The sequence below is a fragment of the Natronorubrum amylolyticum genome, assembly GCF_052040145.1.
Lineage (GTDB): Archaea > Halobacteriota > Halobacteria > Halobacteriales > Natrialbaceae > Natronorubrum.
This window is the reverse complement of record NZ_JBPPFW010000003.1, coordinates 527,554-547,355: the sequence shown is the minus strand read 5'-3', so window position 1 is coordinate 547,355 and position 19,802 is coordinate 527,554. Positions and strand designations below refer to the sequence as shown.

The 19,802-nt window shown below is 64.8% G+C and carries 22 protein-coding genes; 14 read left to right on the top strand and 8 right to left on the bottom strand.

The window, feature by feature from the left end; all coding sequences use genetic code 11:
- Positions 1-51 precede the first annotated feature (51 nt).
- Both ACSFDB_RS14065 and bluB read left to right on the top strand, forming a co-directional pair.
- On the top strand, positions 52-891 hold the full coding sequence (locus ACSFDB_RS14065; protein WP_440771588.1) for an endonuclease III domain-containing protein: 840 nt from the start codon (positions 52-54) through the stop codon (positions 889-891).
- A gap of 106 nt (positions 892-997) precedes the next feature.
- Positions 998-1,669 carry a 5,6-dimethylbenzimidazole synthase gene (bluB, locus tag ACSFDB_RS14060; protein WP_440771587.1) on the top strand — a complete coding sequence of 224 codons (672 nt, stop codon included), beginning with the start codon at positions 998-1,000 and terminating at the stop codon, positions 1,667-1,669.
- A 26-nt stretch (positions 1,670-1,695) separates the two neighbouring features.
- Here bluB and ACSFDB_RS14055 read toward each other — a convergent pair whose 3' ends face one another.
- Both ACSFDB_RS14055 and ACSFDB_RS14050 read right to left on the bottom strand, forming a co-directional pair.
- Complete coding sequence (locus ACSFDB_RS14055) at positions 1,696-2,109, bottom strand: EamA family transporter (protein ID WP_440771586.1); 414 nt, start codon at positions 2,107-2,109, stop codon at positions 1,696-1,698.
- A 133-nt stretch (positions 2,110-2,242) separates the two neighbouring features.
- Positions 2,243-4,180, bottom strand: a complete 1,938-nt coding sequence (locus ACSFDB_RS14050) for a beta-CASP ribonuclease aCPSF1 (protein WP_440771585.1) — start codon at positions 4,178-4,180, stop codon at positions 2,243-2,245.
- Positions 4,181-4,515: 335 nt separating this feature from the next.
- Here ACSFDB_RS14050 and ACSFDB_RS14045 point away from each other — a divergent pair, with 335 nt between their 5' ends.
- Positions 4,516-4,998 carry a DUF7984 family protein gene (locus tag ACSFDB_RS14045; RefSeq protein ID WP_440771584.1) on the top strand — a complete coding sequence of 161 codons (483 nt, stop codon included), beginning with the start codon at positions 4,516-4,518 and terminating at the stop codon, positions 4,996-4,998.
- On the opposite strand, the gene ACSFDB_RS14040 is transcribed toward ACSFDB_RS14045, so the two are convergent.
- On the bottom strand, positions 4,999-5,667 hold the full coding sequence (locus ACSFDB_RS14040) for a hypothetical protein (protein WP_440771583.1): 669 nt from the start codon (positions 5,665-5,667) through the stop codon (positions 4,999-5,001).
- Between the two features lie 178 nt (positions 5,668-5,845).
- Between ACSFDB_RS14040 and nucS the strand changes: the two genes are divergently transcribed.
- Positions 5,846-6,619, top strand: coding sequence for an endonuclease NucS (nucS, locus tag ACSFDB_RS14035; protein ID WP_440771582.1), 774 nt, complete (start codon positions 5,846-5,848; stop codon positions 6,617-6,619).
- 96 nt (positions 6,620-6,715) lie between these two features.
- On the opposite strand, the gene mutS is transcribed toward nucS, so the two are convergent.
- Positions 6,716-9,472 (bottom strand): DNA mismatch repair protein MutS, encoded by a 2,757-nt coding sequence (mutS, locus tag ACSFDB_RS14030; RefSeq protein ID WP_440771581.1) that lies wholly within the window; start codon positions 9,470-9,472, stop codon positions 6,716-6,718.
- A gap of 142 nt (positions 9,473-9,614) precedes the next feature.
- Between mutS and ACSFDB_RS14025 the strand changes: the two genes are divergently transcribed.
- Complete coding sequence (locus tag ACSFDB_RS14025) at positions 9,615-9,800, top strand: hypothetical protein (protein ID WP_440771580.1); 186 nt, start codon at positions 9,615-9,617, stop codon at positions 9,798-9,800.
- A 224-nt stretch (positions 9,801-10,024) separates the two neighbouring features.
- Positions 10,025-11,758 (top strand): sensor histidine kinase, encoded by a 1,734-nt coding sequence (locus ACSFDB_RS14020; protein WP_440771579.1) that lies wholly within the window; start codon positions 10,025-10,027, stop codon positions 11,756-11,758.
- Here ACSFDB_RS14020 and ACSFDB_RS14015 read toward each other — a convergent pair.
- The 4 genes from ACSFDB_RS14015 to gvpA all read right to left on the bottom strand — a co-directional run bounded on the left by ACSFDB_RS14015 (position 11,728) and on the right by gvpA (position 14,252).
- Positions 11,728-12,066: a CHY zinc finger protein gene (locus ACSFDB_RS14015; RefSeq protein WP_440771578.1), complete on the bottom strand. Its 339-nt coding sequence runs from the start codon at positions 12,064-12,066 to the stop codon at positions 11,728-11,730. The two genes, ACSFDB_RS14020 and ACSFDB_RS14015, sit on opposite strands and share 31 nt — an antisense overlap.
- A 237-nt stretch (positions 12,067-12,303) precedes the next feature.
- Entirely contained in the window at positions 12,304-12,876 is a 573-nt protein-coding gene (gene gvpO, locus ACSFDB_RS14010) for a gas vesicle protein GvpO, halophile-type (RefSeq protein ID WP_440771577.1), read from the bottom strand.
- A 56-nt stretch (positions 12,877-12,932) separates the two neighbouring features.
- The gene (gene gvpN / locus ACSFDB_RS14005; RefSeq protein WP_440771576.1) at positions 12,933-13,958 is read right to left on the bottom strand and encodes a gas vesicle protein GvpN; all 1,026 of its coding nucleotides are present in this window, start codon (positions 13,956-13,958) and stop codon (positions 12,933-12,935) included.
- A gap of 6 nt (positions 13,959-13,964) precedes the next feature.
- On the bottom strand, positions 13,965-14,252 hold the full coding sequence (gene gvpA / locus ACSFDB_RS14000; protein ID WP_436344290.1) for a gas vesicle protein GvpA: 288 nt from the start codon (positions 14,250-14,252) through the stop codon (positions 13,965-13,967).
- A 424-nt stretch (positions 14,253-14,676) separates the two neighbouring features.
- On the opposite strand from gvpA, the gene ACSFDB_RS13995 reads away from it, so the two are divergent.
- The 8 genes from ACSFDB_RS13995 to gvpM all read left to right on the top strand — a co-directional run bounded on the left by ACSFDB_RS13995 (position 14,677) and on the right by gvpM (position 19,648).
- Positions 14,677-15,300 carry a GvpL/GvpF family gas vesicle protein gene (locus tag ACSFDB_RS13995; protein WP_440771575.1) on the top strand — a complete coding sequence of 208 codons (624 nt, stop codon included), beginning with the start codon at positions 14,677-14,679 and terminating at the stop codon, positions 15,298-15,300.
- Positions 15,301-15,302: 2 nt separating this feature from the next.
- Positions 15,303-15,557: a gas vesicle protein GvpF gene (gvpF, locus tag ACSFDB_RS13990; protein ID WP_090303663.1), complete on the top strand. Its 255-nt coding sequence runs from the start codon at positions 15,303-15,305 to the stop codon at positions 15,555-15,557.
- The gene (locus ACSFDB_RS13985) at positions 15,557-16,381 is read left to right on the top strand and encodes an Hsp20/alpha crystallin family protein (RefSeq protein WP_440771574.1); all 825 of its coding nucleotides are present in this window, start codon (positions 15,557-15,559) and stop codon (positions 16,379-16,381) included. The genes gvpF and ACSFDB_RS13985 overlap by 1 nt, the downstream gene beginning before the upstream one ends.
- Complete coding sequence (locus tag ACSFDB_RS13980) at positions 16,374-17,276, top strand: hypothetical protein (RefSeq protein WP_440771573.1); 903 nt, start codon at positions 16,374-16,376, stop codon at positions 17,274-17,276. Before ACSFDB_RS13985 ends, ACSFDB_RS13980 begins: the two co-directional genes overlap by 8 nt.
- Positions 17,277-17,368: 92 nt before the next feature.
- A complete protein-coding gene (gene gvpJ, locus ACSFDB_RS13975) occupies positions 17,369-17,980 on the top strand; it encodes a gas vesicle protein GvpJ (protein WP_440771572.1) in 612 nt (203 codons plus the stop codon).
- Positions 17,977-18,321, top strand: a complete 345-nt coding sequence (locus tag ACSFDB_RS13970) for a gas vesicle protein K (RefSeq protein ID WP_090303667.1) — start codon at positions 17,977-17,979, stop codon at positions 18,319-18,321. The genes gvpJ and ACSFDB_RS13970 overlap by 4 nt, the downstream gene beginning before the upstream one ends.
- Positions 18,318-19,280, top strand: a complete 963-nt coding sequence (gvpL, locus tag ACSFDB_RS13965; protein ID WP_440771571.1) for a gas vesicle protein GvpL — start codon at positions 18,318-18,320, stop codon at positions 19,278-19,280. Before ACSFDB_RS13970 ends, gvpL begins: the two co-directional genes overlap by 4 nt.
- Positions 19,277-19,648 (top strand): gas vesicle protein GvpM, encoded by a 372-nt coding sequence (gvpM, locus tag ACSFDB_RS13960; RefSeq protein WP_440771570.1) that lies wholly within the window; start codon positions 19,277-19,279, stop codon positions 19,646-19,648. The genes gvpL and gvpM overlap by 4 nt, the downstream gene beginning before the upstream one ends.
- The last annotated feature ends 154 nt before the right edge of the window (positions 19,649-19,802 follow it).

Sequence of the window (19,802 nt, the reverse complement as noted above, 5' to 3'; positions counted from 1 at the left end):
GGAGCAGAATCGTCCGTCGCGGTTTTGATTCGCGAGACCGTACGCGATGGTATGAGCGACGAGCCGGACCTCGAGGCGGATCGCGAACCGTCGATGAACATCAGCGGCGGCGTCGAGGGCGGCGGCATCGCGGCCGAGTTCGACCCCGCAACCGCGGACACCCGCGCCGAGGAGGTCGTCGACCGACTGGGGAAGCTGTACTGGCAGAAGACCTACGGCGGACAGGACGCGTTCACCTGCCTCGTTCGCACGATCCTGAGTCAGAACACGAGCGACAAGGCGAGTCAGCCGGCCCACGACGCGCTGATCGAATGGTACAATGCGGAGGACATCGACCTCGCGGAGTCGCTCGCGAACGCGGAGCAGTCGGAACTCGCCGAGACGATCAGCGGCGCAGGGCTCTATAACCAGAAATCCGAGACGCTGATCGACACCGCGGAGTGGGTCTTGGCGGAGTTCGGCTCCGCCGCCGCCTTCGACGCCTTCGTCAAGGACGAGAAGCCCTCGGACGTTCGCAACACCCTCCTCGAGGTGCGCGGCGTTGGTCCGAAGACCGCGGACTGCGTCCTCCTCTTTGCGGGCGGTCGCGGCGGCGTCTTTCCCGTCGACACGCACGTCCACCGGATCTATCGACGGCTGGGAATCGCCCCCGCAGATGCGGATCACGAGGAAGTCCGTACCGTCCTCGAGCGCGACGTCCCCGCCGCGAAATGTGGCTTCGCCCACACGGCGACGATCCAGTTCGGCCGCGAGTACTGCACGGCGCGGAAGCCGGCCTGTCTCGAGGATCCCGACGCCTGTCCCATGGGCGATCTCTGCGATCAGGTCGGGGTCTACCCCGAGACGAACGAGGTCGTCGATCCGGCCGCGGCACCCGAAGCGAGCGACTGATATAGAGGGAGTAGATCACGTTCTCGAATCGCTGCAACTGCTCGGTATCGATCGCTGCTCGACCCGATCACTGCGTTTATACAACCGTGCTTTATTTACTGAACCAATGGTTTCATTCACGGCGGCCGAACGAGACGCGGTCTACAAGACCATCTACGCTCGGCGTGATATCAGACGGTTTCGGCCGGAGCCGATCCCCGAGGACGTTCTCGAGCGACTGCTCCAGGCCGCCCATCACGCCCCGAGCGTCGGCTTCTCGCAACCGTGGGATCTGATAGTCGTCCGGGAGGACGAGACGAAAACCGAGATCGCCGAGATCGCGGACCGGGCCATCGCGGCCGCTCGCGAGGGGTACGAGGAACCGAGGCGGTCGAAGTTCGCCGACCTGAAACTCGAGGGCATCCGCGAGTCGCCGATCAATATCTGCGTGACCTGCGATCCGACGCGCGGGGCACCCCACGTGCTGGGACGGAGTTCGATGCAGCGGATGGACGTTTATTCGACCTGCCTCGCGGTTCAGAACCTCTGGCTGGCGGCCCGCGCGGAGGGCGTCGGGGTCGGCTGGGTGAGCGTGCTCTACCCCTACGAAGTCCAGGACGTACTGGGGATTCCGCCCCACGTGAAGCCGGTCGCCTATCTCTGTCTGGGCTACCCCGAGAATGGCTTCCCGGACGAGCCCGTGCTCCAGAAGGAAGGGTGGCGCGAGCGCCTCGCGGTCGAGGAACTCGTCCACGAGGAGCGATGGGAGGGCGAGGGGACTCGCGACGACGACGCGTAACGAGCGTTCGTCGAACGCGACGAGGGCTAGCTCGCGAGGAGGGCGACTGCCAGTATCGCGAAGGCGATCCCGAGCAGATCCGTCGGTGCGAGCGACTCGCCGAGGAACACCGCGGCGAGGATCACGGCGACGATGAAGTACATCGCTGAGACGGTCGTGACGATCCCCGCCCGCCCGGCGTTCAGACCCACGTAGAACGCGACGGCACCGATCCCGGCGAACACGCCCGCAGCGAGCGCGAGAAGCACGCCCGTTCGCTCGATCGAAACGGGATCGTTCACCACCGAGACGTAGCAAACGGCCACGGCGACGGCGGCGGAGTACGAGAGAATCATCGCGAGTTCGGGATCGATCGTTCGAGTGGCCTCGTTCGCGATCACCGTCCAGACGCCCCAGCTGAGCATCGCGACCACGGCCAGCGAGACGGCGTATCGACTCATGTTCAAACGAACGGCGTCCGGCTCCGAATAGGCGTCGAAGTAGACTCCTAACGGCCGTCTGTCGCGGCGTGCGGCCGGCACTCGCAGGCAACCCGGACGAGAATACTCGAAAGCGAGACGCGCCGTGGAGGCGCTAGAGGAACCGGAACGTCTCGAGGTTCTTCGGCGCGAAGGTGCGCATGTTGTAGTCGTGGTAGAGCGCCGAGGAGAGGTCCTGGGTGGATCGCTCGTCGCCGTGAACGCAGAGGACCTTCTCGGGACGGGGGTTCATCGTCTTGACGAAGTTCTCGAGACCGGCGCGGTCGGCGTGACCGGAGAAGCCGTCGACGGTTTCGACGTCCATGTTCAGCGAGAGCGTGCCTCGGCCGTTGCTGTTCGAGCCCATCGCGCCGACCTCGCTGGTCGGAATCTCGTCCCAGCCGTTCTGGATGCGGCGGCCGAGGGTTCCCTGGGCCTGGTAGCCGACGAAGAGGAGCGTCGAGTCCGGGTCGGGACCGAGGTGGCCGAGCCAGGACATGATCGGACCGCCGGTAACCATACCGGACGTCGAGAGGATGATGCAGGGTTCGCCGTCGGCGACCTCCTGGCGTTCCTCCTCGCCGGCGTCGATGTGGTTGAACTCGTCGGCGAGGAATGGGTTCTCGTCGTCGTGGAAGATGCGGTCCCGGAGGTCGTCGCGCAGATACTCGGGGTAGGTGGTGTGGATCGCGGTCGCCTCCCAAATCATCCCGTCCAAGTGGACCGGCATTCGGGGGATATCGCCGCTTCGCATCGCCTGCTCGAGAACGAGCATGATCTCCTGTGAGCGACCCACCGCGAACGCGGGGATGACGACCTTGCCGCCTTTCTCGTAGGTCTCCGTGATGACCTCTTTGAGCTTCTCTTCGGAGTCTTGCTGATCGGTCTGGTAGTCGTTTCGACCGCCGTATGTCGACTCGAGGACGAGCGTCTCGACCCGCGGGAAGTCGTTGGTCGCGCCGTTGAACAGCCGCGTGTCCTCGTAGTGAATGTCACCCGAGAAGCAGACGTTGTAGAGACCGTCGCCGATGTGGAAGTGCGAGACGGCCGAGCCGAGAATGTGACCCGCGTTGTGGAAGGTGAGTTTGACGTCCGGCGCGATGTCGGTGACGTCGCCGTACTCGAGCGGGATGCAGTGTTTGATCGCCTCGCGAACCTGCTCGCTCTCGTACGGCGGGGCGCGGCCTTCCTTGGCCGCGACGTCGAGGTAGTCGAGGGTCAAGAGGCCCATCAGGTCTCGCGTGGGTTCGGTACAGTAGATCGGGCCGTCGTAGCCGTATTTGAACAGCAGCGGGATGAACGCGGAGTGGTCAAGGTGGGCGTGGGTGAGCACGACGGCGTCGATGGTCTGGGGACCCGCGCCGAACGCCTCGGGCGCGTGGAGGTACGGTACCTCGCCCTCCGCGCCGGGTTTGTCCCCGCAGTCGATGAGGATGCGCGTCTCGGGGGTCGAGAGGATAAAGGCGGCCCGTCCGACCTCGCGACAGCAGCCGAGCGTGGTGATCCGGACGTACTCGTCGTCGGACATCTCCTCGCGGTGGATCTGTCGGCCGACCTTCTCTAAAATGTCGCGTCGCTCGTCGCGTTCCTGTTTGAGGAAACTCCGAACGTTCGAGACCGTCGAGGACTCGATCGGCGGCGTGCGGACGACTTCGGGCGTCCAACCGACGCTTTTCGTGATATCGCGAAGCGTCGAGCCGTGACGGCCGATCACCATCCCGGGCTTTTCGGCCTCGATGACGACCTCGCCGGTATCGGCGTGGAAGTCCAGATCCGTGACCCCCGCCTCCTCGGGGATAACGTTCATAATCTGCTCGCGGGCCTCGTCGGGCCGCGAGAGGACGCTCGGGTCCGGGCGAACGGTGATCCGCTTTCGGAGTTTGCTCGCGAGCTTCCGAATGAGGTCGCCTTGCTGGGCGAACTTCTTCGGGTCGCGGGTGTAGACCACCAGTTCGGGGCCTTCGTACTTCACCGAGGAGACCGAGATATCGGTCGGTAACTCGCTCGTGATCTCTGCTTTCAAATCGTCGAGTTGCTGCTCTACAGTACTCATAATCGCCAATTGTGGCTTGCGTGAACTCGCCGCCGGAGAGCGGATGTCCAGCAAGATACGGGAAGTCCGGATCCAGTCCTCGAGTCAGTGGCCGCGCGAGAACCGCCACGCGCCGGCTGCGTCGTCGAGAGCTGTGGTTCTGAAACAACGTCGGTCGTCTGCAGTCCAGTATCCCGGATCATCGCGTTGTACCGTGCTGTGACAAACACGCTCCCAGAACGGTTGTCCTGGTTCGTGCGGGAAGATTCCAGGGAGAACCCGCTTATTCGACGCTATTCTTTGCGTCGTATATAAGCCTTCGCAAAACCCAGGGACGTTCGGCACGAACGGGGGGTATGCACCTGACACCGGAACGCGTTGCGAAAGAACGTACCTGGGTCGCTGAACGGGCCGAGACGGTCGTTCCGATCATCAACGACGTCCGTGACGACCTCGGGGAGATCTTCGACACTGACGTTGACCACGTTACCGAAGATCAGTATCTCGAGGAAGTCGACGTCGTCTTTGCGAACGGCGATCTGGCGGTCAACGTCGCCGCCATGGTCGCGATTCTCCGGGATCTCGACGTCGAGGACGACTACCCCGGCTTCGTCGTCGATGAGATTCTCGGCCGAGAGCTCGCCGCGACGATTTCCGGCACGCAACCCCTGCGGACGCTCGGCGAGGCGACGTTTCACTACGCCGACTTGCAGGTCCACGGTGACGGCGACGAGAACGCGGGGGTCGACGACTGCGAGGCCGCGCTCGCGGCCGGCTTTCAGGAGCGAATTCCGGGCTGGAACTGGACCGAGCGCGAGAGTCCGTTCGGCGTCGAGTAATTAGTCCGACTCTTCGTCGTCCGCGTCGTCGCTATCCGACCCGTCACCGGATTCCGCGTCCGCGTCGTCGTCGGAACCCTCATTGTCCGCGTCGTCGCTGTCCGAATCCTCGTCAACGTCATCATCCGAATCGTCGTCCATGTCTTCGTCGGGTTCGGGTTCTGGCTCGGGTTCGGGCTCTGGTTCAGCGCCAGCCTCCTCTTGGGCCTGCAGTGCCTCCTCGTACTCTTCGCCGGGAAGCAACGCTTGGACGTCGTCGTTGCGAAGCAGATCGATCAGCCCGTCGTCCGATCCGGTAAGCAAAAACGCGCCGTGTTCGCCGATCGCCGCTTCGATCGAGATATTGGTGTCCGCCATCGCTCCTTCGAACTCGATCGACCGGGACATGAACAGCTCCTGCTGTCGTTCCTGCATCTCGAGCTGGGCCTCCTGTTGGTCGAGCTCGCCGTCTTCGGCCTCGGCCATGACCTCCTGTTGGGCCTCCATCAACGCCTCATCGGTGGGCCGGACGACCGCCGTAATCCCCTCCGACGGATCGATATCGGGCTCTTCATCTGCGTTGAGTTCGCCCTCGGACTCCGAAAAAATGCTCGTACAGCCGGCGATCGATGCGGTTGCACCGGCGCCGGATAACTGCAGCACGCGGCGTCGAGTTGGATCGGATGTCATCGTGTCCGGTTTCCGGGGCGGGCGCGAATAAACCCTTGTGATGGCCGACAGAACTCGATGCATTCCTAACAGTACTCAGCTGACAGGAAAACCGTAGATCACGGGAATTCCCCGTCCGCATCCGTCATCTTGTCTCGGTCCGGGGTCCTTTTATTCGCTCGAGAGCTACATTCTAACAGTGACATCCGGGACACCGACGACGCAGCGGTCGCAGGCAGTCACCCTCGAGCAACCCACTCTCGAGGCGGCCTGCGAGGCGATCGCCGACGGACTCGAGCGCGAGGCGTTGGTGACCGTCTTCGGCCGCTGTACGGTCGAGTACGACGGTCGCGCCTCGAGCACGCTCGAGGCGGGCGACCGCCACGTCATGCTCAAACCCGACGGCGCGGCGCTGGTCCACACCGACGAGGGTCAACAGCCGGTCAACTGGCAGCCGCCGGGCTGTGACCACGACGTCCGCTGTGGTGGCAGTGTCGACGACGAGAGCGATCCCGAACTGATCCTCGAGAGCGTCCGCTCGCCGCCGGACGAGCGACTGTGCGTTCGCTTCGAGGAGATCCTGCAGGTCTCGACGTTCTCCGGCGCCGATGAGAACGATCTGACACTTTCGGGGACCGAGGAGGACCTCCGCCAGCGGATCCTCGAGGATCCCGCCCTGCTCGAGACCGGCTTCACCCCGCTCGCGACGGAACGCGACACGTCAGCCGGTGCGATCGACATCTACGGCGAGGACGCGGCGGGACGGAGCGTCGTCGTCGAACTCAAACGCCGGCGCGTCGGTCCGGACGCGGTGAGTCAGCTGCGACGGTACGTCGACGCACTCGAGCGGGACCTCCACGCCGATGCGTCCGTTCGCGGGATTTTAGTCGCCCCGTCGGTCACCGATCGGGCCGACCGACTGCTCGTCGACCACGGACTCGAGTTCGTCCCGCTCGAGCCGACCGCCGAGTGAGCAATCGATGCACGACTTTTGGAACGTCGATGACCTCGAGCTAACGCAAAACGAACTGATCGAAGCCGGTTCTCGAGTCGCCAGCCTCGCTCCCGCTCACTCGTCGAGCAACTGTTTCAGCCGATCCAACTCCGTCAGGGCCTCGACGGGTGTGAGATGCGCGAGATCGAGTGCCCGGAGTTCCGCGGCGACGTCGGTCGGCACGTCGCCACCGTCGGCAGTCGCTGTCGCCTTCGTCGTCACCTCGTCGGTCGCTTCCGCGTCGGTCCGTCCGTCGTCACCGTCCGCAGTCCCGTCGCCGGCCGCGTCCGCGACCAGTTCCCTGGAGCGCTCGACCACGTCCGCCGGAACGCCCGCGGCGGTCGCGACCTCCACCCCGTAGGACCCCGTCGCCGCACCCGGCGCGATATCGTGGTGGAAAACGACCTCGCCCTCGAGCTGATTGACCTCGAAGTGGAGCGTGAAAGCGGCCTCGAGGTCGTCCGCCAGCTCGGTCAGCGGATGGTGGTGCGTCGCAAACAGCGCCGTCGCACCGACGACGTCGTGGAGGTGTTCGGTGATCGCCTGCGCGATGGCGAGGCCGTCCGCGGTCGACGTCCCGCGACCCACTTCGTCCAGCAGAACGAGCGAGTGCTCGTCGGCCTCGCGCAGGATGGTCGCGAGTTCGTCCATCTCGACCATGAACGTCGAGCGACCGCCCGCGATGTCGTCGCTGGCACCGACGCGGGTGAAGATTCGGTCGACTGGCGTGAGCCGCGCCGCCCTCGCGGGGACGAAGCTGCCGACCTGCGCGAGCAGGGCGATCTGGGCTACCTGTCGCATGTATGTCGACTTCCCCGACATGTTGGGTCCCGTGATGACCGCGAGCCGCCGGTTGTTCGTGAGGTTCGCGTCGTTCGGAACGAACGACTCCTGGGTGCGCTCGACGACGGGGTGACGGCCGCCCTCGATGTCGATCTCGAGACCCGCTCGGTCGTCGCGCTCGAGCATCTCTGGCCGGCAGTAATCGTACTGCGCGGCGACCGTCGCGAGCGAGACCAGCGCGTCGAGCGTCGCCAGCGCGTCGGCGAGTCCCTGTACGCGTTCGACCTCCGCGGCGATCTCGCGGCGGACCTCACAGAACAGTTCGTACTCGCGTTCGTCGGCGCGCTCCTCGGCGCCGACGATCTGATCCTCACGCTCTTTGAGCTCCGGCGTGACGAACCGCTCGGAGTTTTTCAGCGTCTGGCGGCGCTGGTAGTCCTCGGGAACCGACTCGAGGTTCGGGTTCGTCACCTCGATGTAGTAACCGTGGACCGAGTTGTAGCCGACCTTCAACGAGTCGATCCCGGTGCGCTCGCGTTCACCGTCCTCCAGGTCGTCGATCCACTGTTTGCCGTCTCGAGCGGTCGCACGAAGGTCGTCCAGCCCGTCGTCGTAGCCTTCGGCGATGATGTCGCCCTCGGTGATTTCGATCGGCGGGTCGGAGACGATCGCGTCCTCGATCAACTCGCGGACGTCGACGAGCGGATCGAGACTCTCGTGGAGCGCTTGCAGCCGCGTACAATCGGCATCGGCGATCTCCTCACGAATCTCGGGGACGACGGCCAGCGTATCCCGGAGCGAGCGCAGATCGCGTGCGTTCGCCCGCTCGCGGGAGATACGGCCGATCAGCCGCTCGAGGTCGTAGACGTTCCGGAGCCCGTCGTGCAGCGACTCCCGCGTCCGAACGTCGCCAGTCAGCTCCTCGACGGCGTCGAGCCGCGCCTCGATTCGGTCGGGCTCGAGCAGCGGCCGGCGAATCCAGTCGCGGAGCGTTCGGCCGCCCAGCGCGCACGCAGTTTCGTCCAGCACGCCGACGAGCGTCGCCTCCTCGCGGCCCTCCACGGCTCGCGGCTCGAACAGTTCGAGGCTCCGCATGGCGACTGCATCGAGCAGGAGGTATTCGCGAGGATCGTAGCGCGTGAGGTGGGTGATGTACTCGAGGCGGTTTCGGTCCGGGTCGTCGGTTTCGGCGTCCGCGCCGCGTTCCGCGCCGTTCCCGTCGGCTTCGTCGTCCTCGAGCGTGGTATCGCGCTCGCCCTCGTGTTCGCCGCCGCGAACGTACTCCGCGTAGGCGAGCAGCGCGCCGCAGGCCCGAATCTCGGCGTCGCTTGCGAGCAAGGCGTCGGGGTTCCGGAAGTACCGCGAGACGGTCTCGCCCGCGCGGTCTCGGTCGAACGCCGTCGCGTCGTAGGGCGTCACCATACAGCCTTCTGCGAAGAGATCGGCCGGCGCGTTCGGGCCGACGACGGCCTCGGAGGGGCCAAACCGGCTCACTTCGTCGGCGATGGCCTCGCTCGAGGTCGAACTCGTCGCGAAGAAGTCGCCGGTCGAAACGTCGAGCAGGGCGAGCGCGAGTTCGGGGTCGCCGTCGCTCTCCACACCGGAGCCGCGCCCGCGAGCCACCGCGGCGACGAAGTTGTTGTCGTCGCTCGCGAGCAGTTCGTCCTCGGTGAGCGTTCCGGGCGTGACCACGCGCGTGACCGCGCGCTCGACGACGCCAGGCGACTCGCCGGGCTCTTCGACCTGATCCGCCACGGCGACCCGGTAGCCGGCCTCGAGCAACGTCTCGACGTACGATTCGGCGTTGTCGATCGGAATGCCGGCCATCGGATACTCGCCGGTGCTGTCCTCGCGGCTCGTGAGTGCGATCTCGAGCAGTCTCGCGGTCCGCTCGGCGGCGCCACAGAACGTTTCGTAGAAATCCCCTACCTGAAAGAGGACAATCGCGTCGTCGTAGCGGGCACAGAGGTCGTGGTACTGCGCCATCATGGGCGTCAGCTCGTCGCGTTTCTCGGCCATCGCCTCGGGAGGGCCAAGCGCCGGATCCATACCCGAAATCCGGCTTCGGACGCGGAAATAGCTTGCTGGATCGACCGCGGTTGGTCATCCCCAACTACTGTACGGAAACGAAGACAGCCACGAAAACCGAAAACACGTATTACGGTCGGCAACCGAGGGAGAGATGACTAACATGTCCGCTCGTTCGTCCGTCGCGAGTCGGCTGCTCGTCTGTCTCGTCGCCGTTTTGCTCGTTGGTGCCGGGATCGCTGGCGCTGTGGCGGCGGTCGCGCCGACAAGCGGGGCGACAGCGCTGGATTCGGACGGCGACTCGCTCGAGAACGGTTCGACGGAGTCGTCGGCACCCGCGGACGGCTGACGACTCGTTCGAGCCGCGTTCGTCGATGACCTACTCACGGGAGCCGGTATCAGCAGCCGGAATCCGAATGCATCCGACCAGGGGTTGGTTTTTGGGAGCGTTAACGTATCCGAAACTGTCGGGGTCGCTGAATCAGCGACTCGGAATCGATGATCTAACTGCGGTGTACTCGCTTGTTTGTCAATATATTTATATTGTTCTCACCAGTGACTTTCGGTAGTATCATGGGCGGCTTGATTCGGATCCTGTACGTCGATACGGAGCCGACCGAAACGGCAGCCGTCCTCGAAGCCGAAAACGACCGATTCGTCGTCGAAACGGCGACGAGCGCGAGCGAGGGATTCGATCGCCTCACCGACGCAGCTTTCGACTGTATCGTCAGCGCACACGAGCCGCCCAAAATCGATGGAATCGAGTTTCTCGACACCGTCCGATCTGAGGACCCCGATCTCCCGTTCGTTCTGTTCACCGACAACGGGGGCGAGGCGGTTGCCAGTGCGGCGATCGCCGCCGGCATCACCGACGCTTTCCAGCGAACGGGCGACCGAGAGCAGTACGCGACGCTGGCGACTCGAATCGTCACTGCCGTCGACGGCCACGAGACGGACAGCGAACGGCGACAGTCCGCCCTGAAAGCCCTGCACGACGTTGCGACGACGCTCCAGACCGAAGAGACGGTGACGGCAGTCTGTGAACGGACGGTCGCAGCGGCTGCAGATATCCTCGAGTTCTACATGTGCAGCGTCATGGTTCGCGAGGGCGAGTGGCTCGTGCCCTACGCCGTTTCGGCTGGCGCAGGGCCGGACGGAAGCCGACGGATGCGGATCGATCAGGGCCTCGCCGGGAAAACGTACCAGCGCGGCGAATCGTTCGTCGTGAGGGAGGTCGAGCCTGACGACGAGACGGAACCGGCCAAACTGACCTACCGCTCTGCGATCAGCGTGCCGATCGGCAACCGCGGCGTCTTTCAGGCGGTGAGTACCGTCCCGGACACTTTCGACGCGGAGAACATCGAACTCGCGGAGCTTCTCGTGAGCCATACGGCGAGCGTCATCGAACAACTCGAGCGTGAGGCGGTCCTCAAACGACAGAACGATCGACTCGACGCGTTCGCGAGCATCGTTACGCACGACCTTCGAAACCCGCTGAACGTGGCCGAAGGCCGACTCGAACTCGCTCGAGAGGCGTCCGACAACGAACATCTCGAGGACGTCGCCGTGGCGCTCGATCGGATGGACGCCCTGATCGACGACGTGCTAACGCTCTCCCGCCAGGGAGAGGCCGTACGCGATGCACAGTCCGTTTCGCTCTCGGATCTGTGCGAGACCAGTTGGGAGACCGTCGCCACCGCCGACGCCACGCTCGTCACCGATATCGATCGGTCGATTCGGGCCGACCGATCTCGGCTCCAGGCACTGCTCGAGAATCTGTTTCGCAACGCTGTGGAACATGGTTCCACAAGCCCTGCCTCGGAACCTCGGCAGGACGCCGTCGAGCACAACTCGACGAGCCCTGCTTCGCAGGCTCAGCGGGACAACGGAAGATGCAAAGCATCTTCCGAGCCCTCGGTCGCTACCGCTCCCGAGGACGCCGTGGAACACGGTTCCACGAGCCCTGCTTCGCAGGCTCAGCAGGACGCCCCCGAACACGGGGGTGGCGACCTCGCTGTGACGGTCGGAACGCTCGAGGACGGGACCGGCTTCTACGTCGAAGACGACGGCACGGGCATCTCCGAAGCAGAACGGGAGTCGGTCTTCGAGAGCGGCTACTCGACCGAACCGGCGGGCACCGGTCTCGGGCTCGCGATCGTGAGCGACATCGTCGACGCCCACGGCTGGGACTGTGCATTGACTACGGGCACCGCGGGCGGTGCTCGGTTCGAGATTTCCGGCGTGGAGTGGGCGGATGCCGAGTCGCGCGCCCACGGCTACTCTACGGAGCCGTCGGTCTCGAAGTAACGGTCGGCGTGTGCGCGACAGCCCGGATTGAACGGCGCGTCACAGGAGGGGCAGCGATGGGCGGCCTCGAGATACTCCGGAACGGTGAGTTCGGTCTCACAGACGCCACAGAGTACCGAGCGCTCGTCAAAGCGCTCACGGGGCCAGGGGACCGCCTCGTGGTCCGCCGTCTCCTCGTGACACCGGTAGCAGGGATAGTACTCCTCACAGCAGTCAAATCTGAACGCGACGACGTCGCGATCGGTGTGATAGTGGGCACACCGGGTCTCCGGGTCGACGTCGACGCCGTGTACGGATGGGCCAGTCACGGGTAGTAATCGAACCTACGTAAGGGAGGGTTCTCAGCGTTGTCCCCCTCGAAAACGTGAGCAATGTCCCTGAACACCCAATAAACCATATGCGACTGCATAAAATCGACGGCGACCGAACGGGGACTCCGTCGAAAAATACCGACGGACCGGACACGACTCGAGCGATACCCACGGCTCGAGCGGCCACGAGGCCGCAACCAGGGCGTAAGAACCATCGTGGCGAACGAACGATCGTTACTCGAACGTGGCCGTGTCGCCCCGACGATACCGGTCGAGTCGACGGTAGCCGTGGACGGTCGCGTTTTCGTTGAGTTCGATCTCGTAGCGCCCGACGATGTCCTGCGTGTCGGGGACGGCCCGCCGTTCGACGACTTCGACGACCGCGCGCCAACCGTCGTCGGTCGGGGCGATCTCGCTGACCGCATCGAACTCCCGGCCGATGAGTTCGCCCGCCGTCGATTCGACGGTGCGTCGAACCGCGAGGACGCCGGCGATTTCGTCGTGATCGGTCTCGACGTCGACGTCGACGTCGTCGGGATCGGTCTTCTCGTCGGCGGTCATGTCGACCGTCCCTAACTCTTGGCTCTCGGCCTCCTGTTCGGATCCCTCATCGCTCTCTGCTTCCTGTTCTTGCTCGTCCTGTGCGTCCTGCTCTGTCTCGGCTGTCTGACTGTCGCTCACAGTTTGATCACTCTCGTCGTGTTGGTAGCAAAATCCGTCGTCTTGGGCTGGCCGTGAACAGCGCTCGCCGTCCTCGGTGAGCGCCTTACACTGGTCCGTCGATTGGTGGGTGTCGGCTTCGGCCATTGGCGTGTGGTGAACCTATTCTCGGTTTCGTGTCTGGTGTCGGGGCCATCGATCGGTCAGAGCGCTTCGGCGATCTGCGATCGGAGCTGTTCGACGTCGTCCGGGCCTTCGCCGGCGATCTTCGGTGCCAGCACGTCCATGAAGACCTCCGTCAACAACTCGTCTTTGAACTCGCCGTTCTCGCTGCCGCTGTCGAACACCGTGAGTCCCTTCGCGGCCGTGATCGCCGCTCGCGTACCGACGACGATATCGAGTTCGTCGCGCAGCGCTCGCGTCGTCTCGACGATCGTCTCGACGTCCTCCTCGGAGAGATCGACGTGCGAGTTGACGATCTCGCGTTCGGTCTCCGCGTCGTAGTAGTCGATGTGGACGCCGACGAACCGATCGAGCAGCGCGTCCTGTTGGCGGTGGACACCTGCGTACTCGACGTCGTTCGAGGTCAGGATCATCCGGAACTCGGGGTGGACGTCGATCGATCGATCCGCGCCCTTCTTCCCCGGTCGCTCGAGGACGCCCTCCTCGAGCACCGAGAGCAAGACGTTGTGGGCGGAGGGATCGCTACGCGAGAACTCGTTGTAGACGAGCGTCGCGCCCTCCCGGACGGCCACCGAGAGCGGGTTGTCGACCCACCGCTCCCTGACGATCTCCGTCTGTTTGCTCACGCCGCTGACGAACTGGTCGCTCTCCTTGTAGCTCTCTCCGCCGGCGTTCGCGCCGACGAGCGCGGCCGTGTCGACGGATTCGTCGCCGTTGATCCAGACGACCGGCCGACCGCGTTCGGCGGCAGCCGACAGCGCAAGCGCCGTCTTCCCACAGCCCGTCGGGCCGATCAGGTGGACCGGCTGATCCGCTTGGAGCCAGCCGTTGATTCGGCCCCGCAGCGAGGCGACGGCGTCCGTCTCGACGAACGGGTCGGGCGCGACCGCTTCGGGGTCGGAGAGCGGGCTGTCGCCGTTCTGTTTGCCCACGCTCGAGGACTTCCGGGCGAGTTCTTTTTTCGCGCGTCGCCCCTCCTTGCTCGAGCGACTGCTCGCGATTTTCTTCCCTCTGACCTTGCGCTTGCGCGAAGAATCGTCGGCCATGGAGTGTTATTCGGCGGACTGTGGTGACGATTCCGGTCGCGGTTCGACCTCGAGCTCCTCCAACTCTTCGAGATCGCCCTCTGCCGTCGCTTGCTCAATTTTTGCGATCTCCTCCGCGTAGTGCAGGAAGGTGTCGACGGAGGCGACGACGACGCGGGCCTCGATCGTCAGCAGTTCGATTCCGACGACCGACACGCGAGCCCAGACGTCGATGACGACGCCCTTGTCGAGGATCCGGTCCAGTACCTCTGCGAGACTCGAAGAGTCGGGTCTTCGTCCTGATGATGCTGCCATGATACGGTCACAGATTCACGCCGACTTCGTAACACGGCTTGCACTGCGACTGCAAGCCAGTCCACCGAATTCGACGATCAAACCGGGCGAAATCCCGCCCAGCCAAATTTGGCGCCGGATCGGGCGGGAGCCAGCCAACGACGACCGCGTTCCGTTGTGCGACCGTCGGCTGCAACTGCAAGCACCACGGTAACCCGTCGAAGCGTCGAATCTCAGGTGACGAGTTCCTCGGCTACCCGCGGGTGACGCCCGTTCGCTCTCGACTGGTGCTGTGTTCGGGCCGTCGCGAGTGGTCGAATTCCGTTCCCATGATATCCCGATCGATCCGTCTCGAGACCGGCGACGAATCCCGCCCGCGCCTGCGGGCACGAGCATCGAGCGACAGCTGTCGGGCACCGAACGCCAGCCGGCGGGTGATCGAACGATGACCAACCGATACGTCTACGGCGTGATGAACGACGATCCAGTCGAGTTCGAGACCGACGCCGTCGGTGGGGCAGACCGGGTCTACACGGTCTCCCACCGTCGTCTCAACGCCGTCGTCTCCGATATCGACACCACCAGCCCGGAGGAGACCGACGAGGACGCCCAGCGACACGACGACGTGCTCCGGGAGATCATGGAGCGCGACGGCGGCCGGGCGATCGTCCCGATGCAGTTCGGGATGGCCTTCGAGAGCGACCGAGCGCTGAAGAACGTCCTGCGCGGCGCCAGACCGGCGTTTCGGCGCGCACTGAACGACGTCGAGGGCCGGATCGAACTCGGCCTCAAGATCGTCCGCGAGGAGGACGCCGAGGTCGACGACGACGCGGTCGAGGAAGCCGTCGCGGACGAACTCGAGTCGATCGCCGCCCAATCGGTCCCGAACGACCTGTTCAGCGATCGGCTCGTGCTCAATCGTTCGTACCTCGTCGAGCGCGAGGACCGCGAGGCGTTCGACGACGCCGTCGCTGAACTCGAAGAACAGTACGACGACCTCATGTTCCGGTACACGGGGCCGTTCGCACCGTACAGCTTCGTCGACGTCAAGATCGGCGCCCAACAGTAACCATGTTCATCCTCGACGACCTCCTGATTCGACCGTTCGTCGGCATCGTCGACACGCTGCACACGATGGCGCTCAGCGAGCTGTACGACATCGAGGGCCTCGAGGACGAACTCAAGGAGAACCAGTTGCTGTACGAACTCGGCGAACGCTCCGAGGAGGAGTACCAGCGTCGAAAGGAAGAGATCGAAGCGGAGATCGAGATCGCCCGCGACGTCCACGAACGGCTCGCGAGCGGCCGCGTGGAGGTAAAATCGTAATGACTGAAGAGGACACCGATCCGGACGACCGACGCGACGAATCGAGCGACGAGTACGACGAGGCCGTCAACGACGCAAATTCCGCCGACGAGGGTGCCGACGCCATCGATGACGACGACTCGACGGACGTCCCGATCGACGACTCGCCTTCGAGCGACGAGTCTCCGTCCGATGAGCCTACAGCCGACCAGAAGCCGAGCGACCGACGGCTTGACGATCGAGAATCGGACGAGTCAGAGATCGGCGTCTCGGTCTCCGGAACGGACGCCAGTCCGGAATCCGACGATCACGAAGCGAACGACGAGGGAACACACTGGCTCTCGAGCCTGTTGTCCGCCCTCGAGTCACTCGACAGCGGCTCGACGTCGGGCCGACGCCGGACCGATCGAACGGTCCTCGATTACGATATCTCGGTCCGTTCGGGGGACGACGTCATTGACGAGTCGCGATTCGAGCGGACGTCGTTCACCGGCGAGGAGACGAACGACCGGCATCGACGCTCCGATTCCGATACGGACCGGCCCCGGAAACGGCGTCGCCGGTCGGCCTCCTCGGAAGGGCACCTGACGACCCGACGCCACGACGACGAACTGCTCGTCACCGCCGACGTGGCCGGCACCGATCCGGACGACGTCACCGTCGGCTTCGACGACTCGACGCTCGTCGTCGCCCTCTCGGGGAGCGAACTCGATCGGGTGGACGTCCCTTGGCCGGATCGAACGTCCGAAGCAACGATCAAAAATGGCGTCCTCACCGTCCTGATCGAGCCGGCGACCGACGAAGCGGCGAGTACGGAGACCGAGGGAGGGGACGGTGATGAGTGACGAGACCGACGGCTTCGATTCCCTCCTCGACGAGGCGGAAGACGCCCTCGGCAACGTCGACGAACTGCTCGGCGGCGTCGAGAACATCGACGACCTCGACGACAGTGCGCTCGAGTCCGTGGTTGGCGACGTCGAGACGCTCGTAACCGTCGTGAGAGAGACCGAGGATCTACTCGAGGCGATCGATCTCACCGACCTTCCCGACGCCGTCGACGGCAGCGAACTGCTCGAGGCGATCGAGGTCGGCGAAATCCCCGAGATACTCGCGGACGAAGACCAGGGTGCGAGCGACCTCGTCAACTTTACGCAGCTGTTCCGGGCGATCGACCTGCTGAACGCCTGGGACGCCACCGATCTCTCGGATCTGTGGCAGGAGAAACGCGAACTCCAGGACGCGGTCGACGAGCTCGGAGAGGGCGAGGACGCCGGGATGGTCGAAGAGGCGATCTCAGACGTCACCGATGGCGACGACGGCGGCGATTTGATCGGAGACGACGAGGACGACATGATCGAGATGGATGCGGGCGACGCGAAGCAGGCACTCGGTGACATAAACGTCGCGGAGGATCCCGAGGCCTACCAGGTCGCGATTCAGGAGCAGGCGATGAAGGGGATCGACGCCTTCCGCTCGGCGCTGCTCGAGACCCACGAGAAGTTCGAAGAGCTGTACGAGATGAACCGCGAGAAGATGCGCCGGCAGGATACGAGCACGAACTCGCGGAACCCGACCGCGGCGTCGACGATCCAGACCGATCGCCGCGACCTCGGCGGCGGCGCTCGCTACTCGACGGTCCCACAGGAGGTCAAACTCTCGACGGCCCCGACGCGCAAGCGTATCTACGGCCGCCGGTTCGAGATCGAGCGGGAGAAACAGCGGAGAGCTAACAATGAGTGATCTACCACAGCGCACGACCGGACGACGCGGGGTGAGCCAGACGACCGATTCGAACGCGAACGCGGAATCGACCGGCTGTGGAGGTGAGACCCATGGTTGACGACTTCCAACCGAGTCGACAGAAGGCCGACCTCGCCGAGGTCGTCGAGATGCTGCTCGACAAGGGGATCGTCATCAACGCGGACATCGCGGTCTCGATCGGCGACACCCAGCTGCTCGGCGTGCAGGTCAGAGCCGCCATCGCCTCCTTCGAAACTGCGGCGAAGTACGGGCTCGAGTTCCCCGAGGGAACCGACATGCGCCGCGTCGCTGCTGCAGTCGACGAACCCGAGTTGGCCGAAACGGATCGACCGAAGATACCGGTCGATCCGACACGCGGCGTCAACATCACTGCCGACGACCGGTACGCAGACGAGACGCGCGAGGAGTTCTCGGACGAGGCGGACGACGGCGAGGACGCGGGCTCGAGCGAGGGAGACGGGAACGATGAGAGCGACGAACAGCCCGACCGCGGGACCGAACACGTCGGCGCGCGGCCGGATCCGGAGCGGCCGACGAGCGGCGGGTTCGACCTGCTCAGCGACGACGCAGAGGGGGACGAAGCGGAATCCGGCGACGCCGACGGAGAAACCGGTAACGACGACGCTGAGGGCGACGAAACCGAGGCAGACGAAACGGCGGACGCGGAGGACGGGGACGCATGAAGCAGATCGACGTCGGCGACGGCGAGGACGCCCGTCAGGGGCTGGTCACGCTCGTCATCACGGTCGTCGAGATCCTGATCGACGCCTTGGAGCGCGAAGCGGTTCGGCGAATGGAGTCGGGCAACCTCTCCGACGAGGAGATCGAACGGCTCGGCCAGCAGCTGGCGTCGATCGAAGCCGAGATCGAACAGCTCAAAGACGACGAGGGGATCGAGGAAGGCGTCGACGACCTTCGCGGCGACCTGGACGGGCTGGTCAACGACGCGATCGAACAGCTCCACGGCGACCACACCGTCGCGAACAAACCCGGTTACTCCGTGTTCGGAGGTGACGAGCAGTGAGCTCCGACCGCGCGTCCGATCGGCTCGAGGAGCTCGAGGACGTCGACGGCGTCGACAGCTTCGACGCCCTCGAGACCGGCGACTCGGACGACGTGGAGACGGCCGTCGACGACGACGTCATTCCCGATTTCGACGACGGGCGATACCTCTACTGCATCGTGCAGGTCGACGGTGACGACGAGGCCGAGACGTTCGAGACGAGCGGCGTCGACGGCGAACCCGTCTCTGTCGTGGTCGAAGACGGCATCGGCGCGGTCGTCCACGCCTGCGACGGCATCTACGACTCGGGGGACCTCACGCAGGTCAGACGCTGGCTCGTTCGCCACCAGACGGTGGTCGACGAGGCCGGCGAGGCCTTCGGCACGCCGATTCCGTTCCAGTTCGATACGATCCTCCGGGACGACGACGAGGGCGTCCGCGAGTGGCTCCGCGAGGAGTCCGACACGCTCGAGCGCGCGCTTTCGGGATTGGCGGATCACTGGGAGTACCGCGTCGAGGTCGTCGAAACCGACCCCATCAGCGACGAAGCGCTGATCGAGCGCGACGAGCGGCTGGCCGAACTCGACGCCAAGATCGGTGACTCCGGGGAGGGGACGGCGTTCCTCCTCGAGAAGAAGTTCGATCAGCGGCTCACGGAACTGCGGGCGGCCCGCCGCGAGTCGATCACGGGCGACCTCCAGGCGCGACTCGACGAGCACGCGAGAGAGGTACACCAACTCGAGCGGTCGCCGAGCGCGTCGCTCTCCGACGAGGTCGCCGGGGACGCGAGCGACGGCGAGACGCTCTGTCGGCTCACCCTGCTCGCCCACGAGGACGACGAGGGGGCCGTCGGTTCGGTGCTCGACGGCGTGGCCGCGAACGACGGCATCGAAGTCAGATTTACGGGTCCGTGGCCGCCGTACACGTTCGCGCCGGAACTGGGCGGCGACTCCGACTCGACGGACCAGTCCCGATCATGAGACCGCAAAAGAACGAAGAGACCCTCGTCGACGTCCTCGACGTCCTGCTCAGGGACGGGGCCGTCCTCCGTGCGGACGTGGTCATCTCAGTCGCGGAGATTCCGCTCGTCGGGCTCAAGCTCACGGCCGCTCTCGCGGGCATGGAGACGATGAACGAGTACGGCCTGTTCGAACAGTGGGATATCGAACGCCGACAGACGGCGGTTACTCGTCGGCAGCACAGACAGCCCGGTCAGCGAGAGAAGCGAACCCGACGACTGGAAGAACGGGAGCGAGAGCGAAACCGCGAGTTCGAGGGCCTCGACGAGATTACGGTCGGCGACGAGCAGGATCGAGACGGATCGCCGAACGGATCCGATTCGGCGTGAGCTGTCGACGGGCGAGCCGATCCGGAGTGATGCACGCGACGAACACGAACGAGCGTGCCGTATCCTATCCGACCTTCCCGGTGCTCTCGAGACGCTGACTCCGATCCCCGACACGCGAACACAGAACGAGACGAGCAACAGACCGATTCGGCGG

Bases quoted from the DNA above. Each gene is read 5' to 3' on its own strand.
- ACSFDB_RS14050 (WP_440771585.1), bottom strand. From the start codon at position 4,180: ATGAGTACTGTAGAGCAGCAACTCGACGATTTGAAAGCAGAGATCACG.
- bluB (WP_440771587.1), top strand. From the start codon at position 998: ATGGTTTCATTCACGGCGGCCGAACGAGACGCGGTCTACAAGACCATC.
- gvpF (WP_090303663.1), top strand. From the start codon at position 15,303: ATGTTCATCCTCGACGACCTCCTGATTCGACCGTTCGTCGGCATCGTC.
- gvpA (WP_436344290.1), bottom strand. From the start codon at position 14,252: ATGGCAGCATCATCAGGACGAAGACCCGACTCTTCGAGTCTCGCAGAG.
- ACSFDB_RS14025 (WP_440771580.1), top strand. From the start codon at position 9,615: ATGTCCGCTCGTTCGTCCGTCGCGAGTCGGCTGCTCGTCTGTCTCGTC.
- gvpO (WP_440771577.1), bottom strand. From the start codon at position 12,876: ATGGCCGAAGCCGACACCCACCAATCGACGGACCAGTGTAAGGCGCTC.
- ACSFDB_RS14020 (WP_440771579.1), top strand. From the start codon at position 10,025: ATGGGCGGCTTGATTCGGATCCTGTACGTCGATACGGAGCCGACCGAA.
- gvpJ (WP_440771572.1), top strand. From the start codon at position 17,369: ATGGTTGACGACTTCCAACCGAGTCGACAGAAGGCCGACCTCGCCGAG.
- ACSFDB_RS14040 (WP_440771583.1), bottom strand. From the start codon at position 5,667: ATGACATCCGATCCAACTCGACGCCGCGTGCTGCAGTTATCCGGCGCC.
- ACSFDB_RS14065 (WP_440771588.1), top strand. From the start codon at position 52: ATGAGCGACGAGCCGGACCTCGAGGCGGATCGCGAACCGTCGATGAAC.
- mutS (WP_440771581.1), bottom strand. From the start codon at position 9,472: ATGGATCCGGCGCTTGGCCCTCCCGAGGCGATGGCCGAGAAACGCGAC.
- ACSFDB_RS14045 (WP_440771584.1), top strand. From the start codon at position 4,516: ATGCACCTGACACCGGAACGCGTTGCGAAAGAACGTACCTGGGTCGCT.
- ACSFDB_RS13970 (WP_090303667.1), top strand. From the start codon at position 17,977: ATGAAGCAGATCGACGTCGGCGACGGCGAGGACGCCCGTCAGGGGCTG.
- ACSFDB_RS13985 (WP_440771574.1), top strand. From the start codon at position 15,557: ATGACTGAAGAGGACACCGATCCGGACGACCGACGCGACGAATCGAGC.
- gvpN (WP_440771576.1), bottom strand. From the start codon at position 13,958: ATGGCCGACGATTCTTCGCGCAAGCGCAAGGTCAGAGGGAAGAAAATC.
- ACSFDB_RS13980 (WP_440771573.1), top strand. From the start codon at position 16,374: ATGAGTGACGAGACCGACGGCTTCGATTCCCTCCTCGACGAGGCGGAA.
- gvpM (WP_440771570.1), top strand. From the start codon at position 19,277: ATGAGACCGCAAAAGAACGAAGAGACCCTCGTCGACGTCCTCGACGTC.
- ACSFDB_RS14055 (WP_440771586.1), bottom strand. From the start codon at position 2,109: ATGAGTCGATACGCCGTCTCGCTGGCCGTGGTCGCGATGCTCAGCTGG.
- ACSFDB_RS13995 (WP_440771575.1), top strand. From the start codon at position 14,677: ATGACCAACCGATACGTCTACGGCGTGATGAACGACGATCCAGTCGAG.